Annotated in this window: 8 protein-coding genes; 1 reads left to right on the top strand and 7 read right to left on the bottom strand. The window is 69.1% G+C overall.

Annotation, left to right across the window (positions count from 1 at the left end):
- Positions 1-707: 707 nt before the first annotated feature.
- The 6 genes from ABZW14_RS07235 to ABZW14_RS07210 all read right to left on the bottom strand — a co-directional run bounded on the left by ABZW14_RS07235 (position 708) and on the right by ABZW14_RS07210 (position 13938).
- Positions 708-9398: a DNRLRE domain-containing protein gene (locus ABZW14_RS07235; protein WP_355341183.1), complete on the bottom strand. Its 8691-nt coding sequence runs from the start codon at positions 9396-9398 to the stop codon at positions 708-710.
- 168 nt (positions 9399-9566) lie between these two features.
- Positions 9567-10349 carry a trypsin-like serine protease gene (locus ABZW14_RS07230; RefSeq protein WP_355341180.1) on the bottom strand — a complete coding sequence of 261 codons (783 nt, stop codon included), beginning with the start codon at positions 10347-10349 and terminating at the stop codon, positions 9567-9569.
- A 93-nt stretch (positions 10350-10442) separates the two neighbouring features.
- Positions 10443-11375 (bottom strand): rhomboid family intramembrane serine protease, encoded by a 933-nt coding sequence (locus tag ABZW14_RS07225; RefSeq protein ID WP_355341178.1) that lies wholly within the window; start codon positions 11373-11375, stop codon positions 10443-10445.
- Positions 11376-11407: 32 nt separating this feature from the next.
- Positions 11408-12046: a L,D-transpeptidase family protein gene (locus tag ABZW14_RS07220; RefSeq protein WP_355341175.1), complete on the bottom strand. Its 639-nt coding sequence runs from the start codon at positions 12044-12046 to the stop codon at positions 11408-11410.
- Between the two features lie 379 nt (positions 12047-12425).
- On the bottom strand, positions 12426-13217 hold the full coding sequence (locus ABZW14_RS07215; RefSeq protein WP_355341172.1) for a DUF4184 family protein: 792 nt from the start codon (positions 13215-13217) through the stop codon (positions 12426-12428).
- Between the two features lie 22 nt (positions 13218-13239).
- The gene (locus tag ABZW14_RS07210) at positions 13240-13938 is read right to left on the bottom strand and encodes an HAD family hydrolase (protein WP_355341169.1); all 699 of its coding nucleotides are present in this window, start codon (positions 13936-13938) and stop codon (positions 13240-13242) included.
- A gap of 203 nt (positions 13939-14141) precedes the next feature.
- Here ABZW14_RS07210 and ABZW14_RS07205 point away from each other — a divergent pair, with 203 nt between their 5' ends.
- Positions 14142-15479, top strand: coding sequence for a hypothetical protein (locus tag ABZW14_RS07205; protein ID WP_355341166.1), 1338 nt, complete (start codon positions 14142-14144; stop codon positions 15477-15479).
- Positions 15480-15516: 37 nt separating this feature from the next.
- Here the strand turns inward: ABZW14_RS07205 and ABZW14_RS07200 are convergent, their stop codons facing one another.
- Positions 15517-18219, bottom strand: a complete 2703-nt coding sequence (locus tag ABZW14_RS07200) for a glucosidase (RefSeq protein ID WP_355341163.1) — start codon at positions 18217-18219, stop codon at positions 15517-15519.
- Positions 18220-18232 lie beyond the last annotated feature (13 nt).

Raw genomic sequence — 18232 nt, 5'->3', positions numbered from 1 at the left:
GGTCAATTCGTGGGACAGCGTGTCCCCGTAATGAAAAGAAGGACGCCGACGCTGCGGAGCGGCGGCGATTCAGCCAGGCGATCACCCATCAGGTCGAACCATTCTCGCTGCGAATCCTAAGAAGTGGTTGGCGTGCTGTGATCAGCCAACGGTTCATCGGCGGGCAGCCATGCGGCCGATGTGGTGGGCATCCGAGGCGCAGCCGCCTCCGCCCTGGGCACCGGGCAAACGTCCGGCACTGCAATTCGGCGGCAGGCCAGGCTCAGCCCACTGGCCCGGTCTGAAGGTGAACACGAGGTAGCCAAACTGGGGGTGGCGCCATCGGCACCACCCCCAGACGTGCAGCACTTAGCGATCAGTTCCGATGTACCGGCGCCTCGCCTCCTCGAGGGGACCAGGGTTCGGATCCGGATAGTAATTCAGCGCCGACCGGGAAACCTCAAAGGGCGGCTGCCACCACGCAGGCACCAATCCATCTGGCATGTAGGCATAGCTCTTACAGTTGGAACACCACTCCCAACGTGCTCCAGTTCCTACGAACCTCTCTCCTCCGAGCGAACGTTCGGACTCCCTGCCGAGGACATAGAACAGGTGCAGACAAGCCTCGCCGCAGACCGGACAATTCCCGTCAACATCTACGGTTCTTGCCTCGTTAAACGCCCTCCGCCATTCGCTCCAGTGTGGATCCTTGATGTCAGACCATTCCTTCATAGCAATCCCAACCACCAAGCCTCCAAGGCGTTGCCAGAACCATAGGGGGTCTGGTTCCCTATATCAAAGGGACGATCATCGCCGTGCGGCTTGTGAGGCCCACCCCTGAGGAAGTCTCTGGCATGGCTGACCTCGTGGGCGATTGTGTTCGCCGTTGCCGCATCTCCTCCCATGATCGCCGTTGGCCCAATCCTAACCACCCTTCCGCCTTCCGCAGGCCTTGTCACACCGAACTGCCCGGCGGGAAGGCTTTCGTCGTACAGGACGGAGATCCGCTGGCCGGATCCGCGAAGGTTGATGCGGAAATGCCGCGCTATACCTTCCACATACGCTTGAGGGTTGAGACTTGGCGCGTTTCCCATGGTGCGAGGCATCGAAGGTCTTTGGACACCCTCACGGGCCAGATCTCCGGCGGCGGCGCGCCCTCCAGCAAGCTTGCCCGCTCCCTTAGCGCCAACGAACGTCGAGAGAAGGGTCAAGCCATTCTTCGTGCCGGCGTGAGCGACCCCTTCGACGTCCCCGTTGGCTGCAGCCTGCACTCCACCCCACCAGGTGGTGCCAACGTCAGACAACAGCCCCCACGCGGTCTTGTAGGGGGTAGTCACCGTGTTGAGGACTACACCACCACCACGCTTCGCAGCGCTCTCCAAGTCACCGTTCGCGGCATCCTTTACGGCGCCACCGGCTTCTTTGTAATTATCTCCTATGTAAGTGGCTGCCCCTTGGAGCCCACTCCATGTATCGCTAGCGAAGCCCTTGATCGCCCCCCACGCTCCACTAGCGGCATCAGTCAGGAAGTTGTGGCCGTCGATTTCAATGGCACTGATTGGGTTGCCACCGCCAAAGCCGTAGCGATTGCCCGTCCAAGGGTTGAGGCTCAGTCCGATGTCATCCAGGGCGCCGTTGTAGCTGTCCCGGGACAGGAACCGGTTCAGCCCGGGGCTGTAGTCGCGGAACCCCATGTCGTACGACTGGGAGCTCTGGTCCCACCGCTTGGCGTTGAACCGGTACGCGTTGTACGGCTCCTTCGTCGGATCCTGCGCGTCCGGCTTGTCGATGCCCGTGAACTGGGCGTCGTCGTTCTTGCCGTACGCGGTGTATCCGTAGGTGGCCTTCGTGTCACCGGTGTCGTCGGTCAGCTGCTCGACGTCGGTGTGCGGGTCGTACCCGTAGTAGGCGTTCTCCTGGGTGCCGTCGTCCTTGTGCGTGATCTGGGACAGGCGCTGACCCCACGGCGAGTACTGGTAGGACTTGGTGAGCTTGCCGGCGACCTCCTCATCCAGCACCTCGCCTGACAGGCCGAGGTAGTTGAAGGTGGTGGTCTTCGCCTTCGCGCCACCGGCGTCGGTGGTCTTGGTGGCGGTCCGGTCCAGCGGGTCGTACGTGTACTTCGTCGTCGACGTGCTCGTGCCGTTGTTCTTGCGGTTCTCGATGACGTGGTCGAACCCGTCGTAGACGTTGCGCTCGAGAACCGTGCCCGCGGCGGTCACCGTGTCGAGGCGCCCGAACGGATCGTAGTTGTACGACGAGGTCGCGCCACCCGCACTGGCGGTGAGGAGCCGGTTCCGGTCGTAGTTGAACGTCGTCGTGGTGCCCTTGAGGGTCTGCTCGATGACGTTGCTGTTGGCGTCGTGGACGTAGGTTTCCGTGCCCGCGCCGTCCCCCGTCTTGGTCAGGGTGGCCAGGCGGTCCCGCGGGTCGTAGGTGTAGTCGCTGGTGGTGTTGAGGTACGCCGAGTGGTTGTCGGCGTTCATCTTCCTGGCGACGTCGCGGGTGCGGTTGCCGTTCAGGTCGTAGGTGTAGGTGTGCTCCGACACGACCGTCGCGTTGGGCTTCTTCTCCACCTGGGTGTTCAGCAGGCCGTCGAGGTAGTAGGTGTAGTCGACGGTGTTGCGGTTGCCCTTGGTCTCCCGCAGCTTCTCGCCGCGATCGGTGTAGGTGAAGGTGCTGGTCTTCCTGCCCGGGTCCGTGGCGGACTTGCCGTTCACCACCTCCGACACCAGGTCACGCGGGTCGTAGGTGTAGCCGGCGTACTGCTTGTCGTGGGTGGTGGTCAGCGGAGCGCTGTTCTCGTTGTAGGTGAACGAGGTGGTGTTGGTGAGCGTCCCGCCCTTGCTCTCCGTGACGGTCTGCACCTGGTTCAGGTCGGTGTAGACCACCGAGTAGTCGTCCACCCGGGCGCCGGGCGAGGCGTCCGTGATCGTCTTCAGATTGCCGTTCGGGTCGTAGCGGTAGCGGTAGTCGTGCTTCTCGTTGTCGGCTTCGCCCGTGTTGTCCCGCACGAGCTTCACGGCGTCGGCGACGACCGTGCCGGTCGCCTGGTCGGACAGCGACACCTTGTGGCTGTTGCCCTCGGTGAAGCTGTACGAGCCGAGGCTCACCCAGGTCCCGGTGTTGGTGCTCTGGTTGACCGTCTTCGGGGTGTTGCCGCCGCCGTGGCTGATCGTGTACTTCGCGTCGGTGGCTGCCCCGGTCACCTGCGGGTAGCGGGCGAACACCTCGTACGTGCCCGACTGCGGCACGTTCAACTTCCAGGTGAACGTGTTCGCACCGGTCCCTGCGGGCCGGGTGGCGTAGTCGGTGCCGTACCTGCCGGTGGCCGAATTGGCGACGGTCCACGTCCCGGTCGCCGATGCGTTGTTGAACTCGGAGTTGTCGACCAGGACGACCTGCTTGCCGACCGGCACGCCGTCGTCTGAGCGGGACTTGAGCTTGCCGTCCGGGAAGTACGACCAGCTCATCGTCCTGTTCGACGACCCGCCGGCCGAGGTGACCGTCCGGGCCGTCTGGGCCCCGAGATCGTCGTAGTCGTACGAGGTGACGATGTCCCACGGGTCGGACGAGGACTTCGTCCAGCCGTTGTCGTAGTAGGTGTACGTGGTGTCGTTGCGGACCGTCTGCCCGGCCGACGGGGGCGCCGACAGGGTCGTCAGGCGACCCACCGCGTCGTACTGGTAGGTGGTGACATCCGCCGTCTTGTAACGGCTGTCGTCCTGGTCGTACGCGCTCCGGGTCTCCTTGACCCGGTTGAGCTTGTCGTAGACGGTCACCGTGGCGAAGTCGTTCGCGTCCTCGTTGGCCGGCGTCGCCACACCCCGCGGACTGATTACCTTGGTCTGGTTGCCGACCTCGTCGTACTCGTACTGGGTGATGCGGTAGGTGATGGTGCCGTTGAGGTTCTTGTGCGGCACCTTGACCTCGGTCGGCTTGCCACGGGGGTCGAGGGTGACCTCGGCGGTGTTGCCGAGCTGGTCCGTGGTCGCGGTGACCAGCCCGTCACGGTCGTAGGTGCTGCTGGTGGACTTGCCCAGCGCGTCGGTGCTCTTGGTAACCCGGTGCGCCCAGTCGTACGCCAGCTTGGTGGTGTAGTCGGTGGTGTCGGCCGTGGCGTTCTTGCGCGGGTCGACCACCGTGACGACGTTGCCCACGTTGTCGTACTCGTAGGTGATCTTCTGGTTCTTGGCGTTGGTCACCGAGGTGAGCTGGTAGACCTCGTCGTAGCCGTTGGTGGTGACGTAGTCACCGGCGTCCGAGGTCAGGTTGCCCTTGGGCTCGGTGGTGGTGAGCAGGTTGCCCACCTTGTCGTAGGTGAACGACGTTTTCCGCTCCGGGTCGCCGGCGACGTCCACCGGGGCCTTGGTCCAGGTGAGCTGGTCGGCTTCGTCGTAGGAGGCCGTCGTGACGGCGCCGTTCGGCGCGGTCGACGCCGTGACGTTGTCGTTCGCGTCGTACGTCGGCGCCGGGGTGATGATCCAGTCATCGGCGCCCTGATTCCTGCCGACCTTGTTCTCCAGCGGACGGCCGAACGTGTCGTAGGTCTGCGTGGTGTCGTGGGTGAGCGCATCGGTCACCTTGAGGACCTGGCCGCGTGCGTCGTAGACGAACGTCGTCTGCTTCTGGTCCGCGTCGGCGATCGTCTGGGGGTAGCCGTTCGGGTCGAAGCGGTCGTAGCTGGTGCCGTTGCCGTTGGCGTCGGTCGCCGTCAGCATCTGACCCCAGGCGTCGTACGTGTAGGTGGTCTTGTAGTCGTCCGGGTCAGTCGTGGTGTTGCCGATCGGGTCGACCACCCAGGACAGGTCACCGTCGGCCTCGTAGCCGAAGGTCCACTTGCGGCCCTTCGGGCTGGTCTTGCTGACCAGGTCGGCGACGTATCCATTCAGTTGGTACTGGTAGGTCAGCGTCGTGCCCGGCCAGCCGTTCCTGACCGCCTCGGCGTCCTTGATCTCGGTCGGGTAACCGGTCTTGGCGTCGTAGTTCCACGTCGACACCGCGCCGTTGTCCTCGGTCAGCGTGGTGACGTTGTGTTCGCCGTCCCAGCCCAGCTTCGTGACCTGGTTCTTCGCGTTGGTGGCCTGGTACGGGCGGCCGTAGCCGTCCTGCTGGTAACGGGTGGTGTGGTTCTCGGCGTCCGTGACCGTGGTGTTGATTTCGGTACCCTGCGGTCCGTCCGGGTCGACGTAGCCGAACTGGGTCAGTTTGCCGAGCCGGTCGGTGTAGGACTTGGTGGTCCAGTGGAACTTCGGGTCGTCACCGGCCTGCGGATAGTTGTACGACAGCGTGGTGGCGTAGGAGGACTGGGCAGCGTTCGCGCGCGGGTCCGTGATCTTGACGAGCTTGACGTTCTTGTTGCCCTGGGTCATGTCGTAGGCGAACCTGAACGTCTTCGGCGCACCGTTGGTCGAGCCGGCACCGTCGATCATTTCACCGAGCAGACCCTTGTCGGTGTAGGTGAAGGTCAGCTTCCGCCCGGAGATGTCGGTGATCTGCGAGACGTGGTCGATGATCTTGGGATTGGTCAGGCCGCCGGTGGCCCGGACCTTGGCCCACGTGGTGTCGTCGATGTAGTCGTACGTCTGGCCCTTGGCGTAGTAGTCCAGGGTCAGCGTCGTCCGGCCGGCCGGGTCGGTGATGTACTTCAGGAACTTGGTCGGCTTGTTGTTCGACCGCCGCTCCTCGTACGTGAAGGACATCTCGTTGCCGTTGTTGTCGACCGTGCTGGTGAGGAAGCCCTCGCAGTCGTAGTAGAACTGCGTGCGGTCCGGCTTGGTCAGGCGCCAGGCCCGCGGCTCCTCGGTGTTCGGCTTGCAGTCGAGGCTGGTGACCTTCTGCAGGTAGAGGTGTACGCCCTTCGGGCTGGTCCACTCCCCCGTCTGGTCGTTCAGGGTGAAGCGGTGGGTGGTGCCGTCACCGTCGGTGAGAGTGACCGTCCTCGGGTTCGGGTTCGGGTGGAAGTCCAGCGGGCTGCCCAGCCGCATCATCGACGAGGCCTGCAGCGACCAGCCGTACCCGGCGACCGTGTCGCTGGTGTCGAGGGAGTTGTAGGCCAGCCGGACGAAGGTCGACAGGCCGCGTCCCGGGTTGCTGAACGCGTTGTACGACCAGACGCTGTTGCCGGCGTACAGGTTGTTCATGAGCGTGCCGCCGGCGCCGGTGTTCTTGCCCGCGTAGGAGTAGAACTTCTCCAGGCCGAGCTGGTCGGAGGTGGGTTCGACGACGGCGACGTTCTGGTCCAGCGAGGCGATCGGGCTCACCTCGGACAGCCATTTGCTGCTGGTCTTGTTGTACAGCTCCCACCGGAGCACGTAGTCGGTGCGCTTGTTGCCCTCGGTGGTGGACGCCGGCGCGGTCAGCGCCGCCGATACGGTGACCGCCTCGCCTGGCAGAACGTCCTTGGGCAGGGCGGTGACCGCCTGCGCCGTTTCGTCGGTCCGGGTGCCGTCGGCCCGCGCCCACCGGTACGACAGCTGCCAGTCGCCGGCCCGCCAGGTGCCGGTGGTGGGGTTGGTCACCGTGACGGGGACCGTGTTGGTGCTGCCCGGGGCGAGCCCCTGCGGCAGGTCCGGGGCGTAGTAGGTGCTCGCCGGCGTCGGTTCGATGTAGGTGACCACCAGCTTCGGTCGCAGCTGCGGCTCGGCGGCCTCGCTGGACAGGAAGATGGTCCGCTCGGCCGGGCTGGTCTCGTTGGCTACCTTCACCAGGAAGCCGTTGTTGGCCTTGGTGCCGTTGACCCAGCTCTGCACGGCGTCCTTGACACGCCACAGCCGCCACGCCGGGTCGTCCGTGTTACCGGTGACGGTGTCCGGGACGGCGGGATCGTAGGCACCGCCCGCGGTCCAGGAAGTGGCGGCGTCGGCCTTCGACCAGGAGGCTGTCGCCTCGTCGAAGGGCGTGTTGAGGGTGTGCACCTCGTACGTGGCGCCGGCCGGGGTCGGGGTCGTCACCGACCACATGTCGAACTCCGCATCCAGCACCTGGGCGTCGGCGGGAATGGTGGACACGTCGGGGAAGGCCACCGCCGCCCGGCTCTTGCCGTACGTGCCCGAGTTGTTGCCCACCATCAGCCACGGGTTGCCGGCAAGCACGTCGTGCCCGGTGTTCGGCTCGCTGGAGGACAGCGTGGTGTCCCGGGCGTCTCCCTGAATGAGCTGCACCACCCGGCCGGCGCGGGGCAACCGGACGATCTGCGTGGGGGCGCCGATCAGCGACCCGTCCGCGGCCTTCACCGCGACCTGGTAGTAGTAGACCTGCCCGAAGGGGTCGGTCGAATCGACCGGCGTGGGGGTGGCCGTGGTGTCGGTGTACGAGGTGACGTTCTTCGCCACCGGGGCGACGAGGGTGGCCGCCGATGGGGTGAAGTTCTGGTAGATCGACCGGTGCACCTGGTATTCGACGATGTCGTTACCGGTGTAGCCGGACCACTTGAGCTGGGCGCCGGTGGAGTAGATCTTGGTGGGTGGTTCCAGGGTCACCCCGGGCTTGCCGTAGTTGACGACCAGCTTGGGGGTGTTCTCGTTCTCGCCGTTGTAGGCGTACTCGGCGGCCTCGTATCGGGGGCCGCCGCGGCCGAGGTTCGTCTCGTCAGCCGCCTTCAACATGAACCCGTTGTTGGCGGTGCCGTTGACCCAGGACTGCACCAGGTTCGTCACCGGGTAGCTGTGCCAGACACTGGACTCGTTGGCCTTCTTCACCGCGCCGGCCTTGGTCAGCCGTACCGCGTCAGCGATCACCGCTACCTGGGTGGACACCCCGGCGTCGCCGAGCACCACCCGGCCGGTGGTGCCGGCGGTGAACGGGAAGGTGCCCAGGGTGGCCCAGTCCGCCGTACCGGGGACCTGCTGGTTGACGTCCTTCGGCGCACTGCCGCCCGCGTACTGGACCGTGTACCGCGCGGCCGTCGACCGGTCGGTACCCGTCACGTAGTGCGCGTCGACGGTGTAGTTGCCGTCCTCGGGCACGGTGGGCACCCAGGTGAACGTCTCCCCCGCCACGTTGTTCTTGTTGGACTTGTAGGTGCCGTTGATGCCGTACTTGGTGTAGGCGGTGTTCCCGGAGGCCGGCCAGTCCCCGTTGATCGCCGTCTTGGCCGTGTCGGTGTCGTCCACGGTGACACTGGTGGCCGCCCCGATGCCCATGCTCGTGTTGATCGAGTTCCAGGTGACGTCGTCCTCCTGCCACGGTGCGGTCACCTGCCGCGCCTCGATCGGCACGTCATAGGCGTCCGACGTGTGTGTCTGGTCGAAATACATCTGCAACGACGCCGTGTCGATGGTGGTGTTCGACGGGATGCCGGTCAGGTCGAACTTGACCAGGCTGCGGGCCTTGGACGAGGTGGTGGTGCCCACCGACAGTCGCCAGTTGCCGTCGAAGTTCGTCCCCGGCGAGTCGGAGGTGATCATCGCGTCCATCGACTGGGACGGCGTTGGTTGGATCTTGATGGTCGGATCCACCGTGACCGGGAAGACCCGCTTCGGGTCCGCCAGCCAGCCCTTGTCCGCCGTCACGTCGATGGCCCAGCGGCCACCGTCAGCGCGCAGGGACTGGGTCACCTTCTGGCTGTAGGCGAAACCGTACGGAGAGCCCGCGTCGGCCTTCGAGTCGAACATGAACGGTGCCGGCATCACCAGCAGCACCCGGTTGTCGACCGGGGACCGGAACTCGATCGAGCCGTCGTCGCGCTGGGCCACCCTGAGCGCGCCCGCGTCAAGGGTGAACGTCAGAGCCGATGCCGCGGACGGGCCGCGCAGCACCAGCCGCTCCTTCAGCGCGGTGGCGGTCACGTCGTATGCGAGGTCGACGCCGTCGGCGATGCCGGGATAGGTGACGGTGTCGCCGCTTAGCACCGGCTTCACCGTGCGCGGCGCGCCGGCCAGGCCGAGGGTGACCTGCTCGCCGTCGAGCTCGAAGCGCGTCAGCTTGGCTGTGGAGGCACCGAACCGGCTGCGGAACGTGTTGGTGGTGTTGGCCGCGGCGAAACCGGCCGCCGTCGAGGGCGAGACGGTGGTGTCGATCGGCTGCCAGTTGCCCTTGGCGTCCCGGTAGTGGCGCGGCGCGGCGGAGATCTCCGCCTGGAGCCGGCCGTCGGACATCGCGAAGACGCGGGTGGTGGCGGTCCGCCGACCGGTCAGCTCCTTCACCCGCTTGGCGGGCTTCTTGCGTACGCCGGCGGGGGGCTTCTGCGCCACGTAGAGGCCGGCGCTGACCGCCTCGGCCGGGGCGTTGGCGCGGCCGCCGTTGACCAGCTGCCGCGCGCCCCGGCCGAGCCGGTCCAGGAAGCTCTCCTCGTTGCCGGCCGAGGCGGTCGACGACCGCTCCGGGGCGGATCGGCGGAGCGCCTCCATTCCGCCGAGCGTGGCCACCAGGGCCAGCACCAGGGCCACCAGCAGTGGCCCTCGCAATCTCTGTCTCACCCGTCGTCCTCCCCGTCCTCTGGAGCATGTGGGTAGGAAACTAGGGACGAGCCATACACGCGCAGCTATGTTTCGGATACGTCACGCTGGCTCGGAGCGCTCGCTGGGGCGTATGAACGGAAACGACGCCGGTGGCGAGGTCGCCACCGGCGTCGTTCGAGCGGAGGGTCAGGCCGCGGTCTGGTGGATCCAGTCGGCGAGCCGGTCGGCCCGCTCGGTGGTCTCCTCCTGGGAGTGCGGGCACGCCGGCCCGTCGGACTCCACCGAGACCAGCGCCTCGGTGCCGTCGGCGTTCTCCACGAAGTACGGTGCGCCGGAGTCCCACAGGCAGGCGCTGGTGTTCGCCGCCGGCGCATAACCCACGACCATCACCGCCGAGCCGGCGACCCTGTTGATCTTGAACTGGCCGGTCTGCAGGTGCGTGGCCGGGGTGGCGTCGACGGAACTGGTGGCACCCCAGCCGGTCATCCGCAGGATCGCGCCGGTCCTGGGTGCGGTGGTGCTCACCGGGAGCGGCGCGATGTCGGTGACCGGGGTGGCCAGCTTGACCAGCGCCACGTCCTGCCGGGACGCCTGGCGGACCTCCACCACGTCGACGACGTGCCCGGTGGTGGCGGACAGGTCGGCGCGGCCCAGGGTGGCGGTCGTCGCGTACGGCACCGCACCGCTGACCCGGGCGCCCGAGGTGTTGTGGAAGCAGTGGCCCGCGGTGATCACCCACTGCGGGGCGACGAGCGCCCCGGAGCACGCGCTGTCGTAGGTGGTGCCGTCGGCGCGCGGGATGTCGGTCATGGTGAGCTTGGTGGCGAACCGGTACTGCCCCTCGGCGACATCGGTCCCGTTGGCGACGGCGTGAGCGGCGCCGGGGACGGTCAGCACGGCGGACAGGCCAAGAAGCGCGGTGGCAGCGCCGGCCCGGAGGACCCGCGCAAGGACGGACGAACGATTCATACGGGGAACGGTAGGAAGGGCCGATACGGTGCCGGCTATCGTCGGGCTACTTCGGTGTCTGATCAGCCGCCACTGCGGGACGGACCGGCGCCGTCAGCCGGTGAGGGCGAGCGACTTCAGCACGACCAGCCCGACGAGCAGCACGGCGACGGCCACCGTGACCGCCACCTGCACGGCGGTACGCCGCCGGGCCGGGGCGTACGCGAACCCGAGCCCGACCACGCCGCCGACCAGCAGGCCGCCCAGGTGCCCCTCCCAGGAGGTCCAGCCGGCCGAGAGCACCATCCAGATCACGAACGGGATGAGCACCCGCTGCGGGTCGATCGGATGGTGGTGCAGGCGACGGGCGAGCACCACGTAGCAGCCGGCCAGACCGTAGACCGCGCCGGACGCGCCGACCGCCGCCTGGTGCGGGGAGACCAGGAAGCCCAGGACCCCGCCGCCCAGCGCGGAGAGCAGGTAGACGGCGAGGTAGCGCGCGTGCCCGAGCCGCTCCTCGATCACCCGGCCGAGCTCCCACAGCCACCACAGGTTGAACGCGATGTGCAGGAAGCCGAGGGCGCCCTGAGTGGGCAGCAGGTGCAGGAAGGCCGAGGTGATCAGGCGATACCACTCGCCGTGCGCGATCCCGACCGGCTCGTACCCCGGGTGGGCGAGGCCGTCATCGACGTAGCGCTGGCCGGCGTCGTCGACCAGTCCGGTGCCCAGGCTGTCGAACTGGTCCAGGACGGCCGGGTGGACCAGCTCGACCAGGTAGGCCAGCAGGATGAGGGCCACCAGCGCGTACGTCACCAGCGGGCGGGCCACCAGGCGGCCACCGAAGACGGTGCGGGCCTGGCGGACGGTCCGGTTGTCCGACCGGACGCACTCCGGGCAGCGGTGGCCGACCGGCGCCTCGCGCATGCAGTCGGGGCAGATGTGCCGGTCGCAGCGGGTGCAGCGCAGCAGGGTCTCCCGCTTGGGGTGCCGGTAGCAGGTGCTGGCGTCGTTGCCTGCTGGCGGCTGGCCGGTGCTGATCGTGTCCATCGGAGGCGGTCCTGGCGGCTCGTGGGGGCGGGTCAGTAGCGGTCGAGGCACTCGGCCGGGCTGAGCACGACGTGCGGCGCCGCCTCGGGGTCCAGCCAGGTGAGCACCGCGACCAGGTGCTCGTGGGACAGGCTCACGCAGCCGGCCGTCGGGTTGCCCTCGGCGCGGCTGAACTGGTGCAGGAAGATGCCGCTGCCGGCGTGCGGCACCGGGGCCGGGACGGTCGGCGGCATGTTGTAGGTGATCACCGCGAAGTGGGTGTACGCCGGGTCCTCCCGCCACAGCGCCTCGCTCTGCCCGCCCAACTGCTCGGCCGAGCGCTGGAAGCTGTTGTAGTGCGGGGAGTCCGGCTCGGCGTTCCACCAGTCGTCGACGGCCACCCGGTGGTAGGGGTGGCGGACGCCCGGGTCGGCGGCGATGCCGTACATGGTGGGGCCGATGGCGTAGACGCCGGTCGGGGTGGTCGGCACGCCCTCGACGTGCCGGTCGCTGAACCCGTCGGCGCCGATCCGGGCCGGTAGCGGGAGCAGGGCCGGCCGCCAGTCGTCGCCGGCCCTGTCGTACGTCTCCAGCATGGCGTGGGTGGTGCGCCAGTCCTCGCCGGTCACGATGACGACCTGACGCGCGTGCGGTGGCAGGGAGGTCAGCCGGGCTGCCCTGGTCGGCTTCACGCGGAGGATCCTCGCACGTGGCCGATGGTCCGCACCGCCCCGCCCGGGTGATCTTCAAGGGATGGCCGGACGGGTCAGGACCGGGTCCGCAACTCCCCGGTCCTGACCCCAGCCGTCCGGTGTGGTAGCGGTCTTCGCCGTTGCGAGCACGGCGGGCGTGGCACGCCGCCAACGCCGGGCTCAACACGGCGAGCCGGCCCGCCTGCACTCAGCTCCACGGTGCCCAACTACCGGACTTCGGCGCGCCCCCGACTCACCCCGAAGAGTCGTGGACGCGGGCTCAGGTTAGGCAGGTTCCCGCAGGTCGGACAAGGTTCGGCGGGCCCGGGAGAATGTGATTGATACCAACGTTGAAATACGGCATGTCGGCGTAACAGGGTCAGCCCGGCCAGCGCTGTTGGTGTTCGAGGCGACGGCTGCGCCCGCCGGCCGCCGGGGGCCCGGTCAGGGTTCCGGCGGCGGCCGCCCCGGCGATCAGCGCGACCGCCGCGAGGTGCAGCAGGCGCACCCCGGCCGGTGCCGCGACGGTGGCTGCCGGCAGGCCCGGCAGCAGCGCCGCCCCGAGGCCGGTGACCGCCAGGGCCACCCCCCAGAACACGCCGGGCCGGGCCGGGGGCGCCGGCGGTCGTACACCGTCGAAGATCTCATGCCGCCGCGCGGCGCGCACCGCCAGGGTGGCGACCAGCAATCCGCCGCCGACGGTGCCCGCCACGTCCGCCACCTGCCACCAGTAGAGCCCGGTCAGGGCGTGGAAGTCGGCGATGCCGAGCAGGCGCGGCCACCGGTCGCTGTGGGTGATGCGGTCCCAGACGACGTGGCTGAACGCGCCGATCAGCGCCGAGCAGACGGTGACCTGCCAGGGGTGCCGGACGCCGCCCAGCGCGGCGTGGTCGGGCCAGCCGAACAGCCGCTGGCCGGGCAGGTGCACGGCGATCCCGGCGATCACCCGGCGGACGATCCAGGCGTAGCCGAGGGCGACCGGCAGGCACCACCAGAGCAGCCCGCCGAGGGTGTGCGTCCGCAGTCCGAGCGCGAGCCCGGTGCCGGTGAACAGGTAACCCACGTCCGGCGCGACCGCGCCGGTGGCCAGCGCCACCCCGTCGAACCAGTGCGGCCGCCACAGCTTCAGCGGCAGCACCGGCGCCAGGTGCGACGGGAAGGTCAGCGGCACGCCTGGGACGTTACCGGCCGGATCAGAAGTGCTGGACCAGGTCGGGGAAGGCGGCCAGCCGGATCACCCCCGGGTCGGACGGGTCCAGCTCGTCGTGTTCCAGCACCCAGGTGTTCTCGTTGGGGATGAAGACCGCGTTCAGGCCGGCGGCCCGGGCCGGCAGGATGTCCGAGCGCGGGGAGTTGCCGACCATCCAGGCGGTCGCCGGGTCGAAGGCGTGTTCCCGGGTCAGCCAGCGGTAGGTGTCGACGTTCTTCTCCGGCACGATGTGCGCGGCGCGGAAGTGGTGCAGCAGCCCGCAGGCGTCGAGCTTGCGCTGCTGCTCCTCGCGCTCCCCCTTGGTGAGCAGCAGCAGCTCGTGGCGGGTGGCCAGGTCGTCCAGGGTCTCCGCGACGCCGGGCATCAGCTCGACCTGGTGGCCGACCAGCGCCGCCGCGAGGTCGTCGATCTCGGCGCGCTCCCGGTCGGTCGCCGGGCGGGCGCGCAGCTTCTCCAGGCACTCCCCCAGGCTGCGCAGGAACACCTTGCTGCCGTAGCCGTGGGCGACCGCGTTGGCCCGCTCGATGTCGTCGAGCACCGCCCGGATCTCCGACCGGTCCAGCGTCGGATGGTCCAGCCAGGTGAGGAAGTCGTCGATCACCCGCTCGAAGAGGACGTTGTTCTCCCAGAGCGTGTCGTCGGCATCGAAGACCAGCACCGCGGCCTCCCGGCGCTGTGACATTCGCGCACCCCTCCCCTTGTACCGGACCGGGACACGGTACTGCCTGCCGGTCACCACGGCAGCCGGGTTTCCGGCACCCCCCGCATCGGCCGACAAGATCATCCCAGACCGGACGGACGGACCGTCCGGACTGGCCGAACGCCGGGTGACCAGCGGCGGGAACCCGACTGCGCCGACCCGGGCCGGCGCGGCATGCTTCGGCGATGACGACCTCACGCGATCATCCCCGCGCGACCCCGGCCCGGCGCCGGCGTCGCCGGAGGGCGGCCACCGCCGTCCTGGCCGCGCTCGCCGCCGCGGGCGGTGCGCTCCCCCCGTCCCCGGCCCTCGCGGTCAACGCCACACACTCCACGGTGGTGGGTACCAACCCGGTGGACTGGACCCCCCACGCGCTCGACGGGACCGTGTACCGGATCATGCAGATCGGCAACCGCGTGTACCTGGCCGGCTCGTTCACCACGGTCCGCAACGCCGGGCAGACCGCCCAGCTGGCGATGCCGCGGCTGGTGGCCTTCGACGCCACCACCGGCCGGATCGACACGACGTTCCGGCCCGTGGTCAACGGCACGGTGAAAGCGCTCGCCGCCGCGCCGGACGGCCGCTCGCTCTACATCGGCGGGGCGTTCACCACGGTCAACGGCGTGGCCGCCCCGCGGGTGGCCCGGATCGACGCGGCCACCGGCGCCCGGGTCGCCGGGTTCGCCCCCGCCGCGCTCAACAACCAGGTCAACGACATGCGGCTGGTCGGCAACCGGCTGGTCCTCGGCGGCGCGTTCCAGACCGTCGGCGGGGTGACGCGCCGGGCCCTGGCCGCGTTGAACGCGACCACCGGCGCCGCCGACGCGTCGGTCAACCTGCGGGTCGAAGGTCCCCGGAAGACCAGCTCCGGGGCCACCGCACCGGTCAAGATCGAGGCGCTGGACGTGTCCGCGGACGGCCGCCGGCTCGTCTTCGTGGGCAACTTCAGCTCGGTCGCCGGCGTGGCGCGCCACCAGCTCGCGGTGGCGAACCTGACCGACGCGGGCGCCACCCTCTCCGGCTGGTCGACCGACCGCTACCAGCCGCAGTGCGCCAAGACCATGCCCACCTACCTGCGGGGCGTCGACATCTCCGCGGACGGCACCTGGTTCGTGGCGGTCACCACCGGCGCCGCGTTCCCGGGCACGCTCTGCGACGCGGCGTCCCGCTTCGAGTTCGGCACCGAGACCGGCGGCAAGCAGCCGACCTGGGCGAACTACACCGGCGGCGACACGCTTCTGTCGGTGGCGATCACCGGCGCGGCGGTCTACGTCGGCGGTCACCAGCGCTGGCTGGACAACCCCCTCGGGCGCGACTCGGCCGGACCGGGCGCGGTGTCCCGGCCCGGGATCGGGGCGATCCACCCGACCACCGGCAAGGCGCTGCCCTGGAACCCGACCAAGGACCGGGGCGTCGGCACCCAGGAGCTGTACGCCACCGACCGGGGGCTCTGGGTCGGCAGCGACACCGTCACGGTGGCCGGCGAGTACCACGCCCGGGTGGCGTTCCTCCCGCTCCCGTGAGACCGGCGGGGCGCGGCGATCCCGTCGCGCCCCGCCGTCAGCGCCGCAGGGTGAGGATCAGGTCGGCGACCAGGGCCGTCCAGCCGGTCTGGTGCCAGGCGCCGAGACCGGCGCCGTTGTCGCCGTGGAAGTACTCCGGGAAGCAGATCAGGTCCCGCCAGTCCGGGTGGGTCTGGAAGAGCTGGGCCGCCCCGTAGATCGGCCGCCGCCCCCACCCGTCCCGGGTGAACAGCGAGATCAGCCGGGCCGACAGGTCGTCGGCGATCTCGTCGAGGGTGCGCTTCACCCCGGACCGGGTCGGATATTCCACCTGGAGGTCGTCGCCGAAGAACGCGGCGTAGTCGCGCAGGGCGCTGATCAGCAGGAAGTTGGTCGGCATCCAGATCGGGCCGCGCCAGTTGGAGTTGCCGCCGAACAGGCCGCTGGTCGACTCGGCCGGCTCGTAGCCGACGCTGAACTCCTGGCCGCCGAGGGTGACCGTGAACGGCTTGTCCAGGTGGGCGCGGGAGAGCGTACGCAGCCCGTATTCGGAGAGGAACTCGTCGGTGTCGAGCATCCGGGCGAGCAGGCGCACCACCTGGTCGGGGCCGACCATGGAGAGCAACCGCTGCTGCCGGCCGTCCGGGCCGAGCCGGCGGGCACCGATCACCTCGGCGTACTCGGGGCGGTTGGTGAGGAACCAGCGCAGCCGGGCGCCCAGCTCGGGCAGCCGGTGCACGGTACGCGCGGTGAGCCGGGTGACGGCGGCCAGCGGCAGCAGCCCGACCACCGAGCGGACCTTCAGCGGCACCTTCGTGCCGTCGGCCTGCCGCAGCACGTCGTAGAAGAACGCGTCCTCGTCGTCCCAGAGCCCCTGGTCGTACGCGGCCGCGGCGATGTACGCGAAATGCTCGAAGAACTTCGTCGCGGTGTCCACGTACGCCTGGTCGTGCTCGGCCAGCACGACGGCCATGTCGAGCAGGTTGAGCGCGTACATGGCCATCCAGCCGGTGCCGTCGGACTGCTCCAGCACCCCGGCCACCGGCAGCGCGGCCGAGCGGTCGAACGGGCCGACGTTGTCCAGCCCGAGGAAACCGCCCTCGAAGACGTTGTTGCCGCCGGTGTCCTTCCGGTTGACCCACCAGGTGAAGTTGAGCAGCAGCTTGTGCATCACCCGGGCGAGGAACTCGTGATCCCGAGAGCCGTCGATCTCGAACACCTTGAGCGCCGCCCAGGCGTGCACCGGCGGGTTCACGTCGCCGAACGCCCACTCGTACGCCGGGATCTGCCCGTTCGGGTGCAGGTACCACTCGCGGAGCAGGAGCAGCACCTGCTCCTTGGCGAAGGCGGGGTCGACCCTGGCGATGGTGACGCAGTGGAAGGCCAGGTCCCAGGCGGCGTACCAGGGGTATTCCCACGGGTCCGGCATGGAGATCACGTCAAAGCTGTTCATGTGCCACCAGGCGCTGTTGCGCCCGTGCCGCCGGCCGGCTGGCGGCGGCGTGGAGCCCGGATCGCCCTCCAGCCAGCGCTTCACGTCGAAGTGGTAGAACTGCTTGCCCCACATCAGCCCGGCGATGGCCTGCCGGGCGACCAGCGCCTCGTCGGCGCTCGCGGCGGCCGGGATGACGCTGTCGAAGAACCGGTTCGCCTCGGCGCGCCGCGCCCAGAGCACCGTGTCGAACCCGTCGCCGAGGTCAGCCGGGGGCGGCGGGATGCTCGCCGGCGGCGGGGCGGTGCGGGTCAGCCGCAGCCGGATCTGCCGCTGCCCGCCGGCCGGCACGTCCAGCACGTAGTGCAGCGCGCCCTTGGTCCCCTCCCGGTCCGGGTTGACGGTGGCCGCGCCGGCCACCACGTGGTCGTTGATCCCGTCCTTCGGGTATGCCGACCGCCCGGGCAGCCCCCACAGCCGCTCGGCGTTGGTGTCGTTGTCGCAGAGCAGCGGCGTGGGCGCGCCGTCGCCCTCCAGCAGGAGCTGGCCGAGCACCCAGTGCTCGCCGACCAGCCGGGACCCCGCGCCGGTCAGCTTCGGCACCCGGTCGCCGCCGGGCAGCCCCCACGCCCAGGTGTTGCGGAACCAGAGGGTCGGCAGCACGTGCAGGGTGTCGTCGGTGTCGCCCCGGTTGGCCACCGTGATCAGCACGCACAGGTCGGTCGGGGACGCCTTGGCGTAGTCGACGGTGACCGCCCAGTACCGGTCGTCGTCGAAGATCCCCGTGTCGACCAGTTCGTACTCCGTGTCGTCCCGGCCGCGCAGCGCGTTCACGGCGACCAGCTCGTCATAGGGGAAGGCGGCCTGCGGATAGTGGTAGCGCCAGCGCATCCAGGAGTGGGTCGGCGTGGAGTCCTCGTACCACCAGTAGTCCTTCACGTCCTCCCCGTGGTTGCCGCCGTCGCCGCCGAGGCCGAACATCCGCTCCTTGAGGATCGGGTCCCGCCCGTTCCACAGGGCCAGGGCGAAGCAGAACGTCTGCCGGTCGTCGCAGACGCCCGCCATGCCGTCCTCGTTCCACCGGTAGGCTCGGGACCGCGCGTGATCGTGGGGGAAGTAGTCCCAGGCCGTGCCGTGTTCGCTGTAGTCCTCCCGTACCGTCCCCCACGCCCGCTCGGACAGATAGGGACCCCATGCGCGCCACTCCTGCTCCCCGGCGTCGGCCTGGGCGAGCCGGTGCCGCTCGGGGTCGGGAGTCGCGGAGGTCGGGCGGTCAGTGATCACCTGCACATCTTCGACGCCCCCGGGGTACTTCTCCACAGGGGCCATTGTCGTCGTGGCG

The organism is Micromonospora sp. NPDC004551 (genome assembly GCF_040609975.1).
GTDB lineage: Bacteria > Actinomycetota > Actinomycetes > Mycobacteriales > Micromonosporaceae > Micromonospora.
The sequence above is the reverse complement of the archived record's forward strand: the minus strand, read 5'-3'. Positions and strand labels throughout refer to the sequence as shown.

Excerpts from the sequence above, each read along its gene's own strand:
- ABZW14_RS07230 (WP_355341180.1), bottom strand. The coding sequence starts at position 10,349 with ATGAATCGTTCGTCCGTCCTTGCGCGGGTCCTCCGGGCCGGCGCTGCC.
- ABZW14_RS07225 (WP_355341178.1), bottom strand. The coding sequence starts at position 11,375 with ATGGACACGATCAGCACCGGCCAGCCGCCAGCAGGCAACGACGCCAGC.
- ABZW14_RS07210 (WP_355341169.1), bottom strand. The coding sequence starts at position 13,938 with ATGTCACAGCGCCGGGAGGCCGCGGTGCTGGTCTTCGATGCCGACGAC.
- ABZW14_RS07205 (WP_355341166.1), top strand. The coding sequence starts at position 14,142 with ATGACGACCTCACGCGATCATCCCCGCGCGACCCCGGCCCGGCGCCGG.
- ABZW14_RS07200 (WP_355341163.1), bottom strand. The coding sequence starts at position 18,219 with ATGGCCCCTGTGGAGAAGTACCCCGGGGGCGTCGAAGATGTGCAGGTG.